13 protein-coding genes and 1 pseudogene are annotated in these 20,930 nt (G+C 50.4%); 8 read left to right on the plus strand and 6 right to left on the minus strand.

Features of this window, described 5'->3' with window-relative positions:
* Positions 1-55 precede the first annotated feature (55 nt).
* Positions 56-817, plus strand: coding sequence for an RNA methyltransferase (locus ABV298_RS19835; protein ID WP_353717910.1), 762 nt, complete (start codon positions 56-58; stop codon positions 815-817).
* On the opposite strand, the gene ABV298_RS19840 is transcribed toward ABV298_RS19835, so the two are convergent.
* The 6 genes and pseudogenes from ABV298_RS19840 to ABV298_RS19865 all read right to left on the minus strand — a co-directional run bounded on the left by ABV298_RS19840 (position 814) and on the right by ABV298_RS19865 (position 12,740).
* Positions 814-1,605, minus strand: coding sequence for a queuosine precursor transporter (locus ABV298_RS19840; RefSeq protein ID WP_353717911.1), 792 nt, complete (start codon positions 1,603-1,605; stop codon positions 814-816). The genes ABV298_RS19835 and ABV298_RS19840 overlap by 4 nt on opposite strands.
* A 43-nt stretch (positions 1,606-1,648) precedes the next feature.
* Complete coding sequence (locus tag ABV298_RS19845; RefSeq protein WP_353717912.1) at positions 1,649-2,893, minus strand: pyridoxal phosphate-dependent aminotransferase; 1,245 nt, start codon at positions 2,891-2,893, stop codon at positions 1,649-1,651.
* 167 nt (positions 2,894-3,060) lie between these two features.
* Positions 3,061-4,510: pseudogene (locus ABV298_RS19850) on the minus strand (SusD/RagB family nutrient-binding outer membrane lipoprotein).
* A gap of 30 nt (positions 4,511-4,540) precedes the next feature.
* Positions 4,541-7,759: a SusC/RagA family TonB-linked outer membrane protein gene (locus ABV298_RS19855; RefSeq protein ID WP_353717913.1), complete on the minus strand. Its 3,219-nt coding sequence runs from the start codon at positions 7,757-7,759 to the stop codon at positions 4,541-4,543.
* Positions 7,760-7,973: 214 nt separating this feature from the next.
* Positions 7,974-9,440 (minus strand): SusD/RagB family nutrient-binding outer membrane lipoprotein, encoded by a 1,467-nt coding sequence (locus ABV298_RS19860; protein WP_353717914.1) that lies wholly within the window; start codon positions 9,438-9,440, stop codon positions 7,974-7,976.
* Between the two features lie 6 nt (positions 9,441-9,446).
* Positions 9,447-12,740, minus strand: a complete 3,294-nt coding sequence (locus ABV298_RS19865; RefSeq protein ID WP_353717915.1) for a SusC/RagA family TonB-linked outer membrane protein — start codon at positions 12,738-12,740, stop codon at positions 9,447-9,449.
* Positions 12,741-13,521: 781 nt separating this feature from the next.
* Here ABV298_RS19865 and ABV298_RS19870 point away from each other — a divergent pair.
* The 7 genes from ABV298_RS19870 to ABV298_RS19900 all read left to right on the plus strand — a co-directional run bounded on the left by ABV298_RS19870 (position 13,522) and on the right by ABV298_RS19900 (position 20,892).
* Positions 13,522-14,508 carry a TonB-dependent receptor plug domain-containing protein gene (locus tag ABV298_RS19870; RefSeq protein ID WP_353717916.1) on the plus strand — a complete coding sequence of 329 codons (987 nt, stop codon included), beginning with the start codon at positions 13,522-13,524 and terminating at the stop codon, positions 14,506-14,508.
* Positions 14,429-16,726 carry a TonB-dependent receptor gene (locus ABV298_RS19875; protein WP_353717917.1) on the plus strand — a complete coding sequence of 766 codons (2,298 nt, stop codon included), beginning with the start codon at positions 14,429-14,431 and terminating at the stop codon, positions 16,724-16,726. The genes ABV298_RS19870 and ABV298_RS19875 overlap by 80 nt, the downstream gene beginning before the upstream one ends.
* Positions 16,727-16,737: 11 nt before the next feature.
* Complete coding sequence (locus tag ABV298_RS19880) at positions 16,738-18,216, plus strand: SusD/RagB family nutrient-binding outer membrane lipoprotein (RefSeq protein WP_353717918.1); 1,479 nt, start codon at positions 16,738-16,740, stop codon at positions 18,214-18,216.
* 25 nt (positions 18,217-18,241) lie between these two features.
* Positions 18,242-18,877: a DUF5011 domain-containing protein gene (locus tag ABV298_RS19885; protein WP_353717919.1), complete on the plus strand. Its 636-nt coding sequence runs from the start codon at positions 18,242-18,244 to the stop codon at positions 18,875-18,877.
* Between the two features lie 10 nt (positions 18,878-18,887).
* Entirely contained in the window at positions 18,888-19,184 is a 297-nt protein-coding gene (locus tag ABV298_RS19890) for a lipid-binding protein (RefSeq protein WP_353717920.1), read from the plus strand.
* On the plus strand, positions 19,174-19,389 hold the full coding sequence (locus ABV298_RS19895) for a lipid-binding protein (RefSeq protein WP_353717921.1): 216 nt from the start codon (positions 19,174-19,176) through the stop codon (positions 19,387-19,389). The genes ABV298_RS19890 and ABV298_RS19895 overlap by 11 nt, the downstream gene beginning before the upstream one ends.
* 162 nt (positions 19,390-19,551) lie before the next feature.
* Complete coding sequence (locus ABV298_RS19900) at positions 19,552-20,892, plus strand: amidohydrolase (protein ID WP_353717922.1); 1,341 nt, start codon at positions 19,552-19,554, stop codon at positions 20,890-20,892.
* Positions 20,893-20,930: the final 38 nt, after the last annotated feature.

The raw sequence follows: 20,930 nt of genomic DNA on the forward strand, positions 1-20,930 counted from the left end.
CCCGTCAGAACCAGGAAAATCAACCAGCCATATATAGTCCTACAATTAATATTCAATGTTGTCAAAAAATCGTATCAAGTATATCAATTCGCTCAAAATCAAGAAGTACCGGCAGCTTCACGAGGCGTTTATAGTGGAAGGCGCGAAAAGTGTACTGGAATTGCTTGATTCTGATTTCCGAACCGAATTTGTACTGGTAACACAGGAATTTCAGCAAAAATACTCAACTATTTTAACCCGGCATAACGTGCCAGTAGAAACGGTGACCGTCCAGGAGTTGGAGGGACTGGGCGCTTTCCAGACGAACGACTCGTGCCTGGCTGTGGCTAAAACGAAGGAAAATGCCTTTTTGTCTCCTGTTCCTGGTGAATATATGCTGATGCTCGACGATGTGCGCGACCCGGGTAATCTGGGAACAATCATCCGCATTGCGGATTGGTACGGCATTACAAGGATCGTTTGCTCCCGCGACACCACGGATGTTTACAATCCGAAGGTAATCGCCGCGGCTAAGGGGTCGTTTACGCGGGTCAGCCTCTATTATACCGATTTGAACCAGTATTTCGGGAATATAAAGGATAAAAATCAAAAAGTTATCGGTGCTTTCCTCGGGGGAAGCCCGCTGTATGATTTTAAATACCCGGCAGACGGCGGAATCATTGTTATGGGGAACGAATCGAACGGCATCAGCGACCGCGTCGCGGAATTTGTAACTAATAAGGTGACGATCCCGAGGTTCGGAGCGGCCGAATCCCTGAACGTCGGCATTGCTACCGCTGTAATGCTCGATAATATGAGACGGCAAGTGCCGGTTTAAGACTCGTGCGCGGCCTGGTGCGAAAGCTCTTCCGCATATTCCTTGCCTAGGTAATTGTCAATAAAGTAATGGGCCACGTACAAGAGGGGCGTTAGCAGGATCGCCACCACGCCTTTGTAGAGGTAATTGATCGTCCCTACCGAGAAAACCAGTTTTAAATCCCAGTTCCCGAATACATAAAATGCGATAGCAATCACAACGAAGCTGTCGATCAACTGCGAAAACATGGTGGAGCCCGTCGCACGGAGCCACATAAAGCGGCTGCCCGTTTTTCTGCGAAGCCAGGAGAACACCAGAATGTCGAGCAACTGGCCGAGCAGGAATGCCGTAATCGAGCCGATCATGATGCCCAGGCCCTGGTTGAATATCTTGGAAAAAGCGTCATTGATATTGAACTTGTTACCTTGCGCGTCGGTATTGTTGAGTTCCAGCCAGAATTGCGCCGGCGGAAGCTTGGTTGCTACAAAAATGATGAGAAATGTGTACGCGATCAGGCAGGAAGTGAGGTAAGAAATCCTTTTGACTCCTTTCCGTCCGAAATACTCATTGATAATATCGGAAGTGATGAACACCACCGGCCAGCTGATTACCCCGGCTGTCATATTAAAGTCCAGCTTCTGACCGCCGATCGGCAATTGCGCGGGCGGGATGCCCAAAAGCGTCTCCACTGAAAATATTTTGCCCCCGATGATTTCCGCAATAAGCGCGTTGGTGAGGAAGATACCGCAAAGGAGGAGGAACAACCGCTGTCGTTTGGCCTCCTGAATGGTTCTGTCGGGTATGGTCATCGGGCGATAAGTACTTTCAGTGGAGGAATAGGTTGAAAATTTGTCAGGCGATGATATCTTCGATGGTACGTGTCGACACGACGCGACGGTTGGTCAGGAAAAATTCCAGCTTGTCCATCGCCTGGTTCAACTCGTCGATCGTCGGCAGGAAAACGATCCGGAAATGCGGTTCCAGGTGGTAATTGAATCCGGTTCCGGCCACTACCAGCACCTTTTGGTCTGAAAGCAGCTCGTATACAAACTGTTCATCCGATTTGAACCCGAATTTTTTCAGATCGATTTTCGGGAAGACGTACAAAGAACCCTTCGGTTTTACGCAGCTGATGCCCGGAATGGCCGTAAGCCTGTCGTAAACCAAATTCATTTGCTTGTACAGCCGGCCCGTCGGCACCACGTGTTCCTTGATGCTCTGATAACCGCCCAATGCAGTCTGGATCGCGTATTGCGTCGGCACGTTCGCGCACAGGCGCATGCTTGCGAGCAGGAGCAGGCCTTCCGCGTAGGACTTAGCCTTTTGTTTCGCGCCGCTGAGGATCATCCATCCGCCACGGAAACCGGCCGAGCGGTAGTTTTTCGACAACCCGCCGTACGAAACGCAAAGCGTGTCGGTTACGAAAGAGCCCATTGGGTGATGTACCGCTCCGTCGTAAAGGATCTTGTCATAAATCTCATCCGAGAAAATGATCAATCCATGTTCTTCCGCAATGCGTGCGATGCGCGAAAGCACCTCTTTATCATAAACGGCACCCGTAGGATTGTTGGGATTAATGATCACAATCCCTTTGGTGCGTGATGTAATTTTCTTCTCAAGATCGTCCAGATCCGGGTTCCAGTCGGCTTCTTCATCACATATATAATGTACCGGTGTGCCGCCGCTAAGCGAAATCGCCGCAGTCCAGAGCGGATAGTCGGGCGAGGGAACGAGAATCTCGTCGCCGGGGTTGAGCAATGCCTGCATCGACAGCAGGATCAGCTCGCTCACACCGTTTCCGATGAAAATGTCGTTGATTTCAACGTCCTGAATACCAATTGTTTGTGTGTAGTGCATGATCGCCTTGCGCGCCGCGAACAAACCACGTGAATCCGAATAGCCTTGCGCATTGCGGATGTTCATGATAATGTCGTGGACGATCTCATCGGGCGAATCGAAACCGAACGGTGCGGGGTTACCGATGTTCAGATTATGGATTTTGTAGCCCTGGCTTTCAAGCTCTAACGCTTTCTGGTAGGTAGCCCCGCGTATCTCGTATTTCAGATGATTCAGGCGGTCGCTTTTTAGAAATTCCATTTTATTCAAGAGTTGGATAACTCTCAAAGTTAAATAAAATCAATGACGGATTGACACGGGGGCATTGTTTTGAAAGGTTTGTCTGGATTTTTTCGTGAAAACAAGTTCAGCCGCACGAGTCGCGCGGCTGAAAATACACTATTGGGAAACTTGTAATGATATGACTGTTAAGGCTTATCCCACCATATGCGGGTATAGTGGTCGTCCGGGCCCTGGCTTTTCAAAACGGCCTGGTAATTGGCCTTGTTGAGGTTGTTTTCGGTGACCGGGTAGGCGAGGCGGCGCGGGATTTCGGTGCCGCCGTTGAGGGTACTTGGGGCCGGTTTCAGGGCAGGGAAGCCGGTTCTGCGCCATTCCGACCAGGCTTCGGTGCCCTGGAAAAACAGCGCGATCCATCTTTGCGTACCGATTCTTTCAATAGCCGCCGACGCGGAATAAGCCACTTCGGGTTGCGCAAGGTAATTTTTGAGAGCGTTTTCTGTATAACTGTCGCCCATCCATTGCTGCAACGACGCCTCGATAGCCGATTCATAAAGGCTTTTGGCACTCCCGTTTGTCCATCCAAGCGCAGCGGCTTCCGCCTGAGCGAACAGCACCTGTGCGTATGTCATCACATTGACGGCCGAATTTTGCTGGGAAAGGATCGGACCAACGAGGGAAAGCTCCTGCGCTTTCATGCCCCCGATACCATACGGCACGCCCACATATTCACCGGAGACATTTTTAGCTGCAAAAAACGGAAGCCGCGGATCGGATGTTTTCTTTAAGTAATTGACAAACACATCGCTCAGTGCGTAATCCTTCCTGTTACTTACTACATAGTTGGTGTAAAGCGGATTTTCGTTGGTCGACTCGGACAGGAACTTGTACTGGACATTATCGGCTGCCGAGGTGATTACGCCGTCGTCCAAGGCCGTCTGGAATTCCTTTTTGCCCATTTCCGGCTTTACTTTCGATAGTCTGAGCGCGGCGATCAGGCGAAGCGAATTGGCGAATTTCTTCCATTTTGCAGTATTCCCATTGAAAAGAATATCGCCCTGGACCGTCTTTCCGTCGTCGAACTGGGCTGCGGCTTCTTTCCATTCTTTGAACAGATCGGTATAAATCGCTTCCTGCTTATCGAAAGCCGGCGTAAAATCGGCGTCGCCTTTCAATGCTTCCAGAGTAGGGAATGTCGCCCCAGCGGTCGGTGATCCATTGGAAGAAATACGCTTTCAGGATTCTGGCAATAGCGATCTGGTTCACATTCGACCCGAAAACTGATGCGTTGATTTTCGTTTTTTCATCGGTATTGAGTTCGATAATATGTTGCAGGTTGATCAATGGCCCGGCATACCAGCCGTTGTAATTGAAATTGATCGTTTTGTACCGGGAATCTTCGATATAGATCACATCGCCCAATTGTTGCACATACAAGGCGGGAACGACATTCGCGCCGCCCGGGCCAACCTGCGCATTGATAGTGCCTACATTGCGCAATGCGCCTGTAAGCAAGCCAGCGGTGCTCGGTGAAGAAGGGTTATTGGGATTCACGTTTATATCTCCGAAGTCGCCGCACCCCGGCAAGAAGACAAGCAGGGTTAATGCGATGACGGATATTGACCAGTTTTTTTTCATGATCGAATTGAATTTGAGGTAGATGAGGATTTAAAAACCTACTCTTAATGTTGCGCCGAGCGACCGTACGGGCGGAAGTTGCCCTCCCTCGTACCAGAGCGTTTCGGTTTCGGAAATGTCGATCCCTCCTCCGATAGCACTGTAAATCAGGAGCAGGTTGCGCCCGATGAGGGATATACTGGCTGATTTGACATGCTTGCCGAGCATTCTTCGGGGGAGTTTGTAACCCAGCGACAATTCGCGGAGTTTAACGTAGGTTTTGTCGTAAATCCAGTATTCGTTGAGTGCGAAGAGCCAGTTTTCGTACAGATTTTGGGTGTCGACCCGATGGGTATTGGGTTGGCCGTCTTCCGTCACGGCGTCCAGCAATATGCCTCCTCCTTTATCCGGGTCGTCGCGTTTCGGGTTGCCGAGTTCGTTGTTTCCCGCCGTTTCCGCCGAGAGGCCCGACCCCGCGTTGAACATGCGGGTTACGGAGAAAAACTTCCCTCCCACGACAAAGTCGGTGCTGGCTTGCAGTGTGAAACCTTTGTATTCGAATGCATTGATCATCCCGCCTTTGAACTTGGGCAGCACATTGCCGAGATTGACATTGTTTTCTTTCACATACAGGCCGGCTTTACCCGCCTTGATGTTTTCGGGTGTGGCCGAGTAGACGACCCTTCTGCCCTTCGCATCTTTTTTAATGCCGACCCCTTCCAGCATTCCCCAATCTTCTCCCTTGCGCGCATTGAGTGTGAGTGCCCGCCATTGCGGACCGTCCAGGCGATAGTTGTCGCTTTGTTCGGTAAGCTCGACGACCTTCGACCGGTTACGGTCGGCGTTGATGTCCAGCTCCCAAACAAAAGCGTCTGTTTTGACAGGTTGTGCCGAAAGATGGAGTTCAAGCCCGGCGGTAGTAATCAACCCGGCGTTGACTACCGCATTGTTATAACCACTCGTGGATGCTACTGCCAGCGGTATGATCTGGTTGCTGTTCTTGTTTTGGTACGCTGTCAATTCCATTCCGAGGCGGTTGCCAAAAAATTGCAGGTCGATCCCGCCTTCATAAGACGACGACATTCCCGGTTTCAGGGCCGAATTGGGCAGGGTGCCGGGAAGCGTCATGGAGGGGTTTGTTCCGTAGAATGCGCCGGAATTGTAGCTAAGCGCAGTTTGGTACGGCCCCAGGTCTGTTCCCACCTGCGCATACCCGGCCCGCAGCTTTCCGAACGTCAGCACCCGATTGGCAGGAATAAATTCCGAGAACACGAGACTTGTGGAAACGGAAGGGTACAGATACGCATTGTTTGATGCCGGAAGTGTCGACGACCAGTCGTTTCGTACCGAGCCTTCAATGAAAAGGAAATCGCCATATCCCAGGCTGGCATTGGCAAATACGCTGTTTACCTTCTTTTCAAAAAGGTAATTGGCTGTTACCGGACGGTCCTTGGAAGCGGCTATATTGTAGTAGCCGGGTGTAGTAAGGCCGCCTGCAGTAGCCTGGAGCGTTCCTTCCGTCCGGTTAAAGCGTATGTTGCCGCCTGCATTTATAAGTACGGATAGTTTTTGAATATCCTTGTCAAAACTGATAATGCTCTCATAGTTGTTTTCGAAGATCGAGCCGGTCAGATAAGCGTAAGCTCCCAGTCCGCCGGCATTTAAGGTGCCCGAGGCTACACGCCCGTCCATAAAATAGGTACCATAATCGCGGCGAAATTTGCCCGTGATTTTCAGATAGTCGGCAACGTGATATGTGAGCCCGGCATCGCCGAAAATGCGTTGCTGCCGGTTGACGTTCGTGTTTTCATATACCTGCGTGTAAGGGCTGTCCCAATATTTTGGCCGCGCATCCGTAGGGCTGCCGATGTTCCAGCTCCGGAAAGTGCCGTCGGGATTTTTGTAATTTTTAAGGTCCTCGATATCCAATTGGCGCTGGAACCACTGGTTGAACGATCCGGTCGTCTGATTGTAGCCGTTCAATGTGGAATTGTTGGTGTTAAAAAGAGCCGTTCCGGGGCCCGTACCGCCCGTACTTCCGTAGCGATCCGCGGGTGTGTTATCCGTTTTCGTGCCGGTGTAGCTTACATTCAGTTCGGCTGTCAGTTTTTTGGCGAAAGTGATGGCGGTTTTTGCGCTAATGTAATCGCGGAGTTGCCGGCTGTTCGGGACGATACCGTTGTTGACGATATGGGTGTACGAAATACGGGAGGAATAGCTGTCGCCTGCTTTCGAAAACGCAACGTTTGAATTATAGCTCACCGGTTTTTCGAAGAAATCGCGGACGTTGTTCGGATGTGCTACAGATGGCGTTTCCTTTCCGAAACCTTCACCAGGCTGCCATGAGAATGCCGACCGGTGCATGGAGCCGTCCAGTTTGGGACCCCAACTTTCATCGGCGGAGTAATCCAGTATCCGCTGGCCTTCGTGGGAAGCCCATGCGGCGGGATGTATTTTAGGATCAAATTTGAAGGTTTCCCATTCCTGCGAATAGCCTCCCCCATACTCATTCTGGTATTTGGGCAATAGCGATACCTGATCCATGGTCATACTCTGGTTGAGGGTCAGGGAGGTTTCGCCGGATTTTCCTCTTTTGGTCGTCACCACCACCACACCTGCCGAAGCCCGGTTGCCGTACAATGCGGTGGCGGAAGGGCCTTTCAAAACGGTCAGGGACTCTACATCATCCATATTCACCATGCTGATATCGGTAGGGGTGCCGTCCACGACGTAGAGCGGGTCGTTGCCTGCCAGCGAGTTGATCCCCCTGATGCGAATGCTGGGTGTCCCGAATTTCGCTGCCGATTGGCCGAGGACCTGCACACCGGCAATTTTGCCGGCCAGCGCATTGCCGATATTCGGGTCGCGTGCGAGCGTGAGTTTTTCGGCTTTGATTTCCTGTACAGCGTAGCCAAGTGCCTTCTTCTCGCGGGCGATGCCGAGCGATGTGACGACGATTTCCTGTAATTGCGTTTCGTCGCTTATCAGGCTTACGTTTAGTTTGGTCTGGTTGCCAACCGGGATCTCCTTGTTTTTAAAACCGATAAAACTGAAAACGAGCAGCGAGCCGGGATCTGCGGATATAGTATACCGGCCCTGATCATCTGTGGTGGTTCCCTTTGTGGTGCTTTTCAAAGTGATATTCACGCCGGGGAGCGGAGAGCCGTCCTCCGCCGTGACTTGCCCGGTTACTTCGTGGGTTTGTGCGTGAGCAGGTCCGAATAAGAGCAGGATTATGCCGGCTCCGAAGAAGAGTAGTAGTGATTTCATCCAGAAGTCAGGTTTGTAGTGAAGGGTTTTCGAAAACCTTATGGCTCTGAATTTACGTCGGTTGGAAGGGCATTAAAGAAATACATCCAGTAACCGGCGGAAATGGGTTTTTATCCGGTATACTGTATTATCAAGAATTGTATTAGGTGTAAAAAAAGCAAGAGAGGCGGACCGAAGATCGCCTCTCTTGCTTTTTTTAATTAGTGGGCCGGTTTTAGAATTTATCCCACCACAATTTAGTTGTAATCAGGTCACCGCCGATTGCGTCTGCCGCTGCGGCGCGGTTAGCGCCATTGAGGGTTTGCTCTACGATCGGATAAATCATCCGAACGGGGATCGCCAGACCGGCCGGAACGTTCCCGCCGGATGGGGGAGAAAGTTTCGGATAATCCAGTCTTCTCCATTCAACCCATGCTTCCCAGCCCCTATTATAGAGTGCAAGCCATTTCTGGAAACCAATTTTTTGCTTCCAGTTTCCTTCCGCGGTAGCATATGCAACTTTCGGTTGGGCCAGGTAAGCCGCAGCGCGTGCAGCACCGGTTCCCGAAACGGAAGAACGAGGGTCTTGCTGAGTCCAGTATTCGATGGAGGCGGTTATTGCTTTATTATAGTGTTCGGCCGCATTGCCGTTGATGAAACCTCTTTCCACTGCTTCTGCCAAAAGGAATTCTACCTCCGAGTAGTCCAGCAGCAACGCTTCGAAATCAGGAGCGATAATAATATCGCTTACATGCGAGAAGTTTGAATAGGTATTGAGGAACCCGTACTGGCCGCCTACATATTTGCCACCGATCGTTGTAAAGTATTGCTCTTTCCTGGGGTCGTTCAGATCATTCATCGGGTTTACAATTGTTGCTGCCGGAATGAAATCCTGACGGCTTGTGAAAAGCGCATTCAGGTTTTGCGAGATCACGTTGTTGTTGGGCGGGGTTGAAATATATGGGAAAGCTGCTTTGTCGGCATTGCTGGTGAATACGTTCGGAGCCGCTTCTGCTACCATTTTCTTCGCTTTTGCGGGATCGCTGTCGGCGATGATCATCGCCAGTTTCAGTTTGAGCGAATTACCGAATTTCACCCATTGCGAGATGTTGCCTTTATAAAGCAGGTCGCCGCCTTCGAATGGCGTTCCCTTGGATTCGAGTTTTGGAAGCGCCGCGTCCAGACGGGCCAGGATCGCGTCATACACGGTTTTCGCATCGTCGTACTTAGGAAGCGGGTTCTCCGGGTTCATGGATTCCGAGTAAGGGATGTTACCGAACGTGTTGACCAATGCAGCCCAAGTCATCACTTCCACCACTTCAATCTGTGCCAGCTGAACATCCTTCGTTTCTTGAGACAGGAATTGGTCGGCGTTAATCAGCCTTCTCGATTCGTTCAAATCGGAGATCACACCTTTGTATAATCCGCGCCAGAAGGCCTCGGGAACGATACGGGCGGTAACGTTGTAGCGAGGCTCGTCCAGGTAAGTGGTGGTAGTCCAGTGCTGAACATACAAACGGTAGTTGTTTACATTGACGTTCGGGCTGGTCAATGTATCGGCCAGGCCTTTCAACGCATTGGAGAACAGGGTAACAGGCGGCGCCGTCGATGGGCGCTTGGTATCCACATTATAATCGTCCAGGCTGTCGACGCACGCCGTCAGCATAAGGAACGGAAGGAAAAGAATGATTAATTTTTTCATATCGTTTTAGAAACGGAATTTAACATTGAAACCATAGTTTCTTACTGCTGGATAAGCACCACTCTGGTAGCCACCTGCACCATTCAGCAAGCCCGAACCCAGGCCTTCTTCCGGGTCCTGGAATTCCATATTTTTATGAATAATCCAAAGGTTGCGGCCTATCAATGAGATATCGATCTCTTTAAATGCACGCAGTCTGCTTACGATCGCCTGCGGAAGTGCGTAGGTAAGGGCTACTTCTCTCAGTTTAATGTAGCTGGCGTCGTAGATGTACATCGCTCTTGGCGGGTTGCCCGGGTAGCCGTAAGCAGTGGCGCCGTTACCGTCCACGTTTTCCGCGCGGACAGTGTTGGGCGTCCCGTCGGCCTGCACACCCGGGAACAGCACACCGCCCTGATTCGGCGCGTTGCCAATTTTCTTGCCGTCCTTGTCGTACAGATAGGCCGGGTTTCTCTTAGGATTGCCCAGTTCGTTCAGGCCGGCTGTGATCGGGTACAGACCGGTCCCTTCGCCATACCATTGATCCAGCGACCAGATATCGCCGCCATGACGGATATCGAGCAGGAAGCTCAGCGAAAGAGTTTTGTATTTCAATGTGTTGCTTACGCCTCCGATCCAGTCCGGATTCGGATTACCGATGATCTCGGCGGAGCTGGCTGTGGCGGCATAAATACCGTTTGTTTTAACCACTTTCTGGCCGGTTCCTTCGTGATAGACGAAGTTCGTTCCGCGGATGACGCCAAATGGCTGCCCTTCCGCGGCGTTGATAGAGACACCGCCCTGAAGGCTGGCGATCTGAACGTTGGTAACTTTTGTAGCACCTTCGCCATACAGACTAACCACCTTGTTACGGTTTCTTGCAAAGTTGACATTCAGGGTCCAGGAGAAGTCCTGTATTTTAATCGGTGTTACATATGCGGAGATCTCGATACCCTTGTTCTGAACCTCGCCGGAGTTAACATAACGGAATGCGTATCCCGTCGCAGCGGTGATAGATACCGGAAGGATCTGATCCAGGGTCTGAGACCGGTAATAAGTGAAGTTTAACCCCACGCGGTCGTTCAGGAATGCACTTTCAAGGCCAAATTCGTAGCTTTTTGTTCTTTCCGGTTTCAGCTCGCGATTGTTTTTGGTATTTCTTAATGTGAAATAAGGAATACTACCCAGGCCGGTTGGTTTGTCGTACACGTCGATGGTGCTACCCCATGGCGCATCGTTACCTACCTCCGCATAGTTTGCGCTCAGTTTCGCCATGGTCAGCCAGCCGAGTCTTTTCAGTCCCTCGAGGTTGGAAATGTTGAAGTTGGCACCAATAGCGGGATAGAAGTACGTGTTCTGACCTTTGACCAATGTAGTCGATTTGTCCTGTCTAGCAGTGAGGTCCAGGTTCACGAGATCTTTGTAACCAAATGATGCCTGTGCATAAAGACCATCTACACCGATTCTTCTGTAAGTTTCAACAGGCGCTTCGATCGGGTTGGCCGAGTTGGAAAGCGAGTACAGGCCCGGAACCACCATACCGCCGTTAGTTTGAGCGCGGATCGAGCTTTCTGTCGAGCGGCGCATGCTTCCACCCGCCAGACCGGAGAAGTTGATGTCTTTGGTAATGGCCTTGCGGAAATTGAAGATCACGTCAAGGTTCGTCTCGTTGAAACCTCTGTTATAGCGTTTGTATTGAGCAGGGTCGGAGCTTCCGAACGCAATGCGCTCTTCCTGCATGTCCTGCGTGCCGTTGTACGCGAAACGGGTAGTGAGGTCGACCCACGGAGCGATTTTGTAAACCGCCGCAGCGTAACCGAAGAAGTTGTCACGCGAGTCGTTCGAGAAGTTCTCGTGGCGCGAGAAGTATGGGTTTTCGGAGTAGATCGGGCCGTTTTGGTCGAATGGCTTGGTTGGGCTGCCCCAGTTCCAGGTCACATCCTGCCTGTTTCTGAAATAGGCCGCTTTCTGTTCGAGCAGGTCTACGTTGGTCTGGAACCACTGTCTGAACTGCTGGTTAGGGTTTTTGCCATCGTAACCAGTGCCGTAGCGGCCCACACCTTTAATTTGTGAATAGTTTGCATTGGCCGAAATAGTCAGTTTCTTGGTGAGGTCGAACGATGCCGAGAAATTGAACAGGTTTTTACCCAATTTGCTGTTAGGAAGAACTCCTTTTTCGTCGCTGCGCGTAAAGCCGGCTTTGAAAGTCGTGTTTTCGCCGCCGCCGAGAATGTTTACGCTCTGATTGGAGGTTACGGCTGTTTCAAAAAATGCGTCGGGACCGTTTTTGGCGGCTACCCAGGGCGTCATTTTGCCGTACGTCGGAGATGAAGGGTCCAATGCGTCCCACTGGTACACCATTCTGTTGGGGTCGAATTTCGCACCGAAAGAAGCATCGGCGTCAAATATAGCGATATCCCCTTCTCCCGAGCCGAGATTGCCGCGGTAGAACTGGTTTTTAGACCCGTCGCCGCCGTACCCCGCACCATATTCCTTCTGGTATTTCACATAGGTGGTTTTGTCGATCTTGCCCCAGGTTACGCCGCTGTTGACGGTCACGTCGAAGCTGTTCTTGCGCCCCTGCTTGGTGGTGATCAGGATTACACCATTGGCTGCCCGCGAGCCGTAAAGCGCGGTTGCCGCTGCACCTTTCAAAACGTTCACTGAGGCAATGTTGTCGGGGTTGATATCGGATGCCGCATTGCCATAGTCGGTTCCCGCGCGGCCGGTTTGCTGATCCGACGAGTTGGTGTTGGCGTTGGTTACCGGCACACCGTCGATTACCCACAGCGCCTGGTTATTGCCCGTAATCGACTTATAGCCACGGATCACCGCACTGGTCGAGCCGCCGAGGTTATTATTGGTTTTGATATCCAGACCGGCAATTTTCCCGGCCAGCGAGTTCATCACGTTCGGGTTACGTGCCTGAACGATCTGTTCGCTGTTGATCTGTTGGGCCGCGTAAACAAGTTCATTTCTTTTACGTTCCTGCCCAAGTGCGGTAACTACCACTTCCTGAAGCTGGCTGACATCGTTTTTTAGCGATACGTTGATGACGGACTGGTTTCCCACGACTACTTCCTGTGTTTGAAAACCGATAAAACTGAAAACAAGCGTGGCGCCCGTCGAGGTGGAGATCGAGTACTTTCCCTCTGTATCGGTGGTTGTACCGCGAGTAGTACCTTTCAAAGAAATGTTAACGCCCGGAAGTATCGAGCCGTCCTCGGCGGTGACCTTACCGGTCACTGCGAGATCCTGGGCATGAAGCTGCGTCAGTAACAGCAGCAAACACCCCGTTAAGAAGCATAAAGTCTTCCTCATAAATCAATAATAAAGTTAGGTTTGTTATGTAAACATAATGTTGCAAAAATAACTATTAGTTTAACCATTACAATCTTTTCATTGCGAATTTTCAAAATTTACTTTGGCATGACCCGTCAAATAGGCGAATTTTCTATGTAGAAGTGGCGATTTTTTGCAATTTTTTCAAATATGGGATTTTTTTAAAAAGTCTCTTGATTTTAATTAATTGTTAATAACGAGGCCTTTTTTTTAACGTTTTCGCATTGATCGGCAGCGAAAGCCGGTAAACGGCGCAAAACCCGGACACAAGATGACGCAGTGTCTATACGCAGCTTTTCGGAAGAATGAATCTAAATTGGGACGGCCGCCGGACCAGCAGGGGGCGTCGCTATCCGGTAATCGGACTATTTGAAATAAATATTTGGATTTTTTTAATATTGTTTGTAGGTTAAAATAAATTTTCCGGAGGCTGGGAGGGCGCATTTAGGCAGCTTGAAACCGGCTTTTGGTATGTGTTCCTTTTGTAGTAAATATTTGAATTGTTTGAAAATTATTCAAGGAAAGGAAGGCAGCGTTGCAATTTTGATCAGGATTGCGGGGGAAACTGTGAACTTCTAACAAATACGTTTATTCACGTCTTTTCCAGGTTCTGGCTAACAATCTGTTAATAAAAATACAGTTGTGCCAAATTATATTCTGACGGTTGATTTGCAGGGCATTGTAATTGATTGAAACAACGATTAGTTTTGTAACCTTAGACGCAATTAAATCCTGTTTAAACAAACTTTAAATCCTTTGTATGAGAAAGACTCTACTGTTTCTATTCTTAGGGTGCTTATTGATTCCTGGCTGGCAGGCGTTTGCCCAGGATAAACAAGTATCGGGAGTTGTGACCGCCGACGACGGAAGCGTACTCCCCGGTGTGAACATCACCCTAAAAGGTACTACCAGAGGTATCACAACAGATATCGACGGAAAGTACACGATTTCAGCCCCCTCGTCAGGAACACTCGTGTTCTCATTTGTGGGTTATCTGAGCCAGAGCATCGTGGTCGGTTCGAAAACGACGATCAACGTAACGATGGTGGCTGATGCCCAGCAACTTGGCGAAGTAGTGGTAACCGCGCTGGGTATTTCCCGCGAGCGCAAGTCGCTAGGTTACAGTACGGCCACCATTTCCAATACATCCATCACAGAAGCGAGAAACACCAGCCCGCTCGACGCCCTCAATGCGCGTGTGCCGGGCCTGTCAGTGAACACCGCGTCAGGAGCGCCGGGTGCGTCTACGGTCCTGAATATCCGCGGTTTCAACTCTGTGACCGGTAACAACCAGCCGCTTTTCGTTATCGACGGCGTGCCGATGAACAACCGGGGAAACACTTCGTCAACCAATGCGCAGAACGCCAACGACGACTTTAACCGTTCGATGGACTTCGGTAACCAGATGAACGATATCAACCCTAACGAGATCGAAAGCATTACTGTACTGAAGGGTATTTCGGCGTCGGCATTGTACGGTAGCCGCGCTGCCAATGGTGCTATCCTGATCACTACCAAAAGAGGCAAGTCGGGTAAAACACAGGTCGACGTATCGTCTTCGTTCGCCCAATCCACGATTCTGCGCGTTCCTCACCTGCAAAATACCTACGGCCAGGGATGGAGCGGTTTGTTCGACCGCATCGAGAACGGTTCATGGGGGCCGAAACTTGACGGTAAAACACGTCTTTGGGGAAATATCGTGGATAACTCGCAAATGCTGGAAGCCTTTCTCGGCACAGGAAGATAATCTGAAAGACTTTTTCGACAAAGGATACGAGTGGAATAACAGCATTGCGGTGTCGGGCGGCACTGAAACTGCCAACTACCGCGTGGCGTACTCCAATGCGACGGCAGACGGGGTTGTGCCTACCAATGCCGACTCTTACAAACGTAACACATTGAGCCTGAATGGTGGTTTGAAACTGGATAAGTTCTCGGTGAATTCAAACATCAACTACGTTCACAAGAATCAGAAAGTGATTGCAACCGGCCAGGGCGATGACGCCGGGAGCGGTAAGGTCGTTTGGCAGGAGATTATCCAGATCCCGCGCGACCACTCAATAGTGGATTCAAAAGCGCTGCTGGACCCTAACAGCCCGTACTACAAGTTCATGACGTTGGATAATTATTTTACGCCATACGCACAAAATCCTTACTGGACACTTTATAACCAGGGGAACAATTACGACGAGGACCGCATTTTCGGTAACATCGAGTTCGGGTATCAGCTGCTGAAAGACCTGGATGTAAAATTCAGGGTCGGTGGCGACTATTCCGATGCATTTCAGAAAGATTGGGGTAACGTAGGGAAAATAACCCCGGGGACTCCAAACAGTTCCGCCAACAATGTTTTCGGTGGCGTATCGCAGCTGGCCAGGCAGAACCGCCAGTTCAACAGCGACCTGATCTTCAATTTCAAACACAATTTCGGATCACGGTTCGATGTGCAGGCGTTCCTGGGACATAACCTCAATGAAAGAACTGCGCAGACCAATTTTGCAAAAGTTACCAATCTTGACCTTCCCGGGTTCTATAACCTTTCGAACAGTTCCGTAACGCCGATCACTTTCGCCACAAGCAGCAAACGTCGGCTCGTAGGTGTGTATGGTCAGGCTACATTCGGTTTCGATAACTGGTTGTACCTGACTGTCGGTGCGCGGAACGACTGGAGTAGTACGCTGCCCAAAGGCAAAAACTCCTACTTCTATCCAAGCGCGAGCATCAGCGCCGTACTTTCGGATGTATTCAAGCTGCCTGCGGAGATTCCTTTCGTAAAAGTGCGTTTTGCAGCGGCTTCCGCGGGTAATGATGCCGAGCCCTATCAGATCTACTCGGTGTATGTTCCGGGTTCGATCCGCGCCGGTGGCTTTGGTAGCATCAACTTCCCGTTCGGTGGTGTGAATGCATACGAGGTGTCCAACAACCCTGGGAACCAGGCGCTGAAACCGGAAATCTCTACCGAATACGAAGGCGGTCTTGAACTCGGGTTCTTCGGAAGAAGAGTTGGGCTGGACGTGAGCTATTATAACAAGCTCACCAAAAACCAGATTATCAGCCTTAATCTCGAACCCGCAACGGGTGCTACCGCACAGACAGTCAACCTGGGTAGCGTGAGAAACAAAGGTGTCGAGTTAGCGTTGAACCTGATCCCGGTACGTGCCGAGAAATTCGAATGGGGCGTTACCGTGAATTACAACAAGATCTGGAACGAGGTAGAATCGCTGGGTCTTGAAGGCGGCTCAGGAAATATTCTCCTGAACAGCAGCTACAACGTGAAGCTTCGCGCAGTGGTAGGCAAGCCGCTGGGCGCCATTTACTCGCCCGATGTGCAACGCGATCCGAATGGTAACATCATCGTGAACCCGACAAACGGCCTGCCGCTGGTAAGCTCAGAAGAAACATACAGAGGTTCCATCAACCCGAACTATACGCTGGGCGTTTCAACTTACCTCGATTACAAAGGTTTCAGACTAAGTGCGAATGGCGACTACCGCAACGGTGGTGTGTTCTATTCTTACACCGCACGCCTGAACTACTTCAACGGAAATGCTTACATGACGCAATACAATGACAGAGAGCCGTTTGTAGTACCGGGTTCTGTGATCAAAACGGACGAAGGCTATGTGCCCAATAACGTTCCGGTGTCGCGTGCGGATGTGTATACGTACTACGGCGGATCTACATCGCCTAACGAATACAACCACGTTCTGCCGAAGACCTTCTTCAAGCTCAGAAACGTATCGCTTACTTACACCATCCCCAAGAAATCGCTGGAAAAACTGCCGGTTAGGGGTGCATCCGTGGGTATTTTCGGCCGTAACCTGATCCTGTGGACGCCAAAGGGCAACCACTTTGTTGACCCCGAAGCCAATACGTTCGGAACCAGCCTGAAAAACCTCTATGGCGAATTCGCGGCGGGACCTTCGACTGCGACGTATGGTGTTCAGTTAAATCTATCATTCTAATTAGGCTTCAAATGAAAGGTATCATAAAAAATAGTGTATTGCTGCTTGCGGCACTTTCACTGGGCTCCTGCAACGACTGGCTGGATGTGAACGAAGATCCGAACAACCCGACCAACGTCGCACCGGAGTTCGTGTTGCCGGCTGCGCAAGCGTCTGTGGTGGGTGCTGTTGGAGGTGATCTGGCGATCATTGGCGGAATTTGGTCGCAGCACTGGACGCAGTCCAACGCAAGCTCCCAGTATCGCAATATCGATGCATACGATCTTAATCCGTCGGATTACAATGGCCTGTGGACCGAGTTGTACGCAGGTGGTTTAAACGACTTCGAGGACATTAAGAACAAAGCGACCGCCAGCGGAAATAACAATATGGTGTTGCAGGCGGTAGCCGTGCAGACCTATGGTTTCCAGTTGCTGGCTGACTTTTTCGACAAAATTCCTTTGACCGAGGCATTGCAGGTCGAAACGAATAAATCGCCGAAATACGACGACGGCCCGGCGGTATATGCCGAGTTGCTGAAGAGACTCGACGCTGCCCTGGCGCTCGACTTTAATAATGGTAAATCCACTGCGGTGTCTTCCGACCTCATTTACGGCGGTTTGAGTGCCGACGACCAGATCGATCAATGGAAGCGTTTTGTAAACACGCTGAAACTGAAAATGTATCTTCGCCAGACTGCGAGCCCTAATGCGACTCAGGCTGTTGCGGCGATCAAAGCCATGCTGGATGCCAACACTCCCTTTCTGGAAGATGATGCAGCGCTGACCAAGTTCGTCGACGAGCCGAACCGCAGTAATCCATTATATGAAACAAACGTACGCCAGCTCAACACGTCTACCAACCTTCGTTTGAGCAGGACGCTGCAAACCTACTTGCAGGCTAACGGTGACGATGCACGCCTCGCGGCTTACTTTACACCTGGCGCGACAGGTCAATACGGCCTTGAACAGGGTGATTACGATAATGCATCCGTTGCCCCCGGCACTCCCAGCGTAGCAAAAATGTCCCCAACCGATCCCTTCTACTTTTTCAGTATCGATGAGGTTTATTTCCTGTTGTCAGAAGCGTACCTGCGTATCGGTAACGATGCGAAAGCGAAGGAGTTTTATGAAAAAGCTGTTCCTGCTGCCTACGCAAAATTTAACATTGCATTTGATGCCAAGAAAATCGCAAAAGGCGGTGTTTATGAATATCCTGCGACAGGCGGCCTTGAAGCGAAACTGAAAGCGATTATGTACCAGAAATGGGTTGCGATGTTCCGGCAGGGATACGAGTCGTTTCTGGATCAGGCGCGCACTGGTTATCCCGAGAAGTCCCCGGTAAGGTCGACAGCCAATAACTACGTTCCCGGTCAATGGACGGTGTCGATAGAAGCAGTAACCAATAATGCATTGCCCAAGCGCATTCCATACGTCGCTGCGTCGAGAGATGTTAATGTTAATACGCCTCCCTCCGTACCGATTACCCAGAAGGTTTGGTGGATGAAATAATCACAGGTCATTGATAACAGATATTATGAAAAAAGGAATAAAACTGCTAATGGTAGCCTTGACCTTGTTCGCAGCGTTTTCGTGCGACGAGGACAAGGTAACAGAAGGTATTTCTACAATTACCTATTATCCCATTATCACACTTAAGGGTGATCAATGGAATGTGGTAAAGGTAGGCGGAACTTTCACGGACGCGGGTGCAACGGCCAAGGAAGGTGATAAGGACATCGAGGTGAAAGTTACCGGCTCGGTGGACACCAAGACGCCGGGGGTGTATGTGATCCAATACGATGCGGTGAACAAGGATGGTTATTCGTCCACCGAATACAGGTATGTCGGGGTTATTTCCAATGCTGCCTGGGGAGTTGATATTTCGGGGTCCTATAAACGTAATGCGGGTGCTTTCGGGGTTTCCAAGGTGACGAAAGTCGCTGAGAACCTGTACAGGTCGGACAACGTCGGCGGTGTTGCAGTACCCGCTCCGAGCGATGCAGTTCTCTTTTATTACTTCGATAAAGGCAAGCTTGGTGTTCCCTATCAGCTGACGCCCGGCAACGCATTCGAATGTACCGATGCTACTATCAAGGAAGGCGTGTCTTATAGCTGGGTAGTAATTAACCCGGGCTTCGGTACAGCGCTTCGTACTTTTGAAAAACAATAAAATGGACGTTATGAAATATATAAAGTATTCTCTGATATTATTGGTGTTCGCATTGGCTTCCTGCGATCTTGGTAGTGAGCCGGCCATAGAAGGTACGAAATTGCAGGCAATGTGCGGTGAATGGTGGGTTCAGGTATATTCGGGGGGAGAAAACCAGGATCTTGGTTATCACCTAATCACGACGTCTAATACTGCCGAAAACAACGAGACAGATCTCATCGTAGACGATCATGGTATGCTGGTCGACTATAAATATCCACCTCTCAGGGTGATTTCAAAAGTGAATCTTGGGGGGCTTGACTTTTAATCCAACCACCGATCTGCCAAACCTTAACACAGGAGAAAGCGCGGTGTCGATTCTGGAAGGAAAGATTATCAAGGGCGCCGCAACCACTCCGGGAGGGAACAAGACGGATTCTATTTATGTGAAATTCGAATTCAAGAAAGTGCCGGGAGAACAGTATGAATATGCCGGCTACCGTCGCACTGGCTTCCAGGAAGACGAGCATTAATAAACGCAGTCTCGCATAACCAAGGCCTTACTCATTGCGGGGTAAGGCCTTTTTTATGCGATAACAAGGAGCCTTGAAGTGGTAAAGTTGCAAATTCATTTTGGAAGCTTAGATGATGTTTCCGATCTTGAAAAATCTGATGTTATATTTTGAGAATCTTACATGACTACTCCCTTTACCAAATCTATCTTATTCGGATGGAATGTTTCGCTGGCAACCGTCTTGCTCGGTATTTCAGGCCATATTGCATTGGCCCAGTCGCCGCTCGCCAGGACGATCGATCAGAAAGCGCCGGCGCTGGAAAAGAAGCTGGTCGAATGGCGGCGTGATTTTCACCAGAATCCAGAGCTGGGTAACAGGGAATTTAAGACCGCAGAGAAAGTTGCCAATCACCTGAAACAGCTGGGCATCGACGTGCAAACCGGCGTAGCGCATACAGGGGTCGTCGGGATGCTGAAAGGTGGAAAGCCGGGGCCGGTAGTGGCGCTGCGTGCCGATATGGATGGCCTGCCGGTAACCGAGCGGGGGGATCTGCCATTTAAGTCGAAGGTGACCACCGAATACAACGGACAAAATACGGGCGTCATGCACGCATGTGGGCATGACACGCACGTGGCGATACTCATGGGTGTGGCCGAAGTTTTGGCATCCGTAAAGAATGAGCTTCCCGGAACCATTAAATTCATATTCCAGCCGGCCGAAGAAGGCGCCCCGCAAGGTGAGGAGGGAGGAGCGGAACTGATGGTGAGGGAAGGAGTACTCGAAAATCCGAAAGTCGCCGCGATTTTTGGCTTACATATCGACTCGCAGATCGAAGTAGGGAAGATCGCCTACCGCCCGGGCGCAACGATGGCAGCGGTCGATTTTTTCAGTATCGATGTAAAAGGAAAGCAAACACATGGGGCATATCCGTGGTCTGGCGTCGATCCGATCGTGACGTCGTCGCAAATCGTCAATGCATTGCAAACGATTGTCAGCCGCAACCTCGACCTTACGCATGCTCCAGCCGTCGTAACAATCGGCGCTATTCACGGCGGCGTGCGGCAGAATATCATCCCGGAGTCGGTAAAAATGATCGGCACGATCCGTACGTTCGACGAAAAAATGCATTCGTACGTACATGAGCGCCTGAAAGATATCTCTACGAATATTGCAGAAAGTGCAGGGGCAACCGCGTCCGTGGATATCGATGTCATGTACCCGGTGACTTTCAATGACGAAGCATTGACCGCCAAAATGATCGGAACGCTGGAAAACGTGGCGGGTAAAGAGAACGTGAATCTGATCCCGGCCAAAACCGGGGCAGAGGATTTTTCCTATTATCAACAGAAAGTACCCGGTTTCTTCTTCTTTTTAGGGGGTATGCCAAAAGGTAAGAGCGTTGCCGAAGCCGCCCCGCACCATACGCCGGATTTCTACGTCGACGAAGGCAGCCTCGTACTCGGCGTGCGTTCCATCGCCCGCCTGGCGACCGATTATCTGGAAAAATCAAAAATTAAATAGCGCCTTTCGATAGGGGCTATTCCATAGCGGCAATTCCA

The organism is Dyadobacter sp. 676 (assembly GCF_040448675.1).
Classification (GTDB): Bacteria; Bacteroidota; Bacteroidia; order Cytophagales; family Spirosomataceae; genus Dyadobacter.

Bases quoted from the DNA above. Each gene is read 5' to 3' on its own strand.
- ABV298_RS19840 (WP_353717911.1), bottom strand. From the start codon at position 1,605: ATGACCATACCCGACAGAACCATTCAGGAGGCCAAACGACAGCGGTTG.
- ABV298_RS19845 (WP_353717912.1), bottom strand. From the start codon at position 2,893: ATGGAATTTCTAAAAAGCGACCGCCTGAATCATCTGAAATACGAGATA.
- ABV298_RS19870 (WP_353717916.1), top strand. From the start codon at position 13,522: ATGAGAAAGACTCTACTGTTTCTATTCTTAGGGTGCTTATTGATTCCT.
- ABV298_RS19860 (WP_353717914.1), bottom strand. From the start codon at position 9,440: ATGAAAAAATTAATCATTCTTTTCCTTCCGTTCCTTATGCTGACGGCG.
- ABV298_RS19885 (WP_353717919.1), top strand. From the start codon at position 18,242: ATGAAAAAAGGAATAAAACTGCTAATGGTAGCCTTGACCTTGTTCGCA.
- ABV298_RS19890 (WP_353717920.1), top strand. From the start codon at position 18,888: ATGAAATATATAAAGTATTCTCTGATATTATTGGTGTTCGCATTGGCT.
- ABV298_RS19880 (WP_353717918.1), top strand. From the start codon at position 16,738: ATGAAAGGTATCATAAAAAATAGTGTATTGCTGCTTGCGGCACTTTCA.
- ABV298_RS19900 (WP_353717922.1), top strand. From the start codon at position 19,552: ATGACTACTCCCTTTACCAAATCTATCTTATTCGGATGGAATGTTTCG.
- ABV298_RS19835 (WP_353717910.1), top strand. From the start codon at position 56: ATGTTGTCAAAAAATCGTATCAAGTATATCAATTCGCTCAAAATCAAG.
- ABV298_RS19855 (WP_353717913.1), bottom strand. From the start codon at position 7,759: ATGAAATCACTACTACTCTTCTTCGGAGCCGGCATAATCCTGCTCTTA.
- ABV298_RS19865 (WP_353717915.1), bottom strand. From the start codon at position 12,740: ATGAGGAAGACTTTATGCTTCTTAACGGGGTGTTTGCTGCTGTTACTG.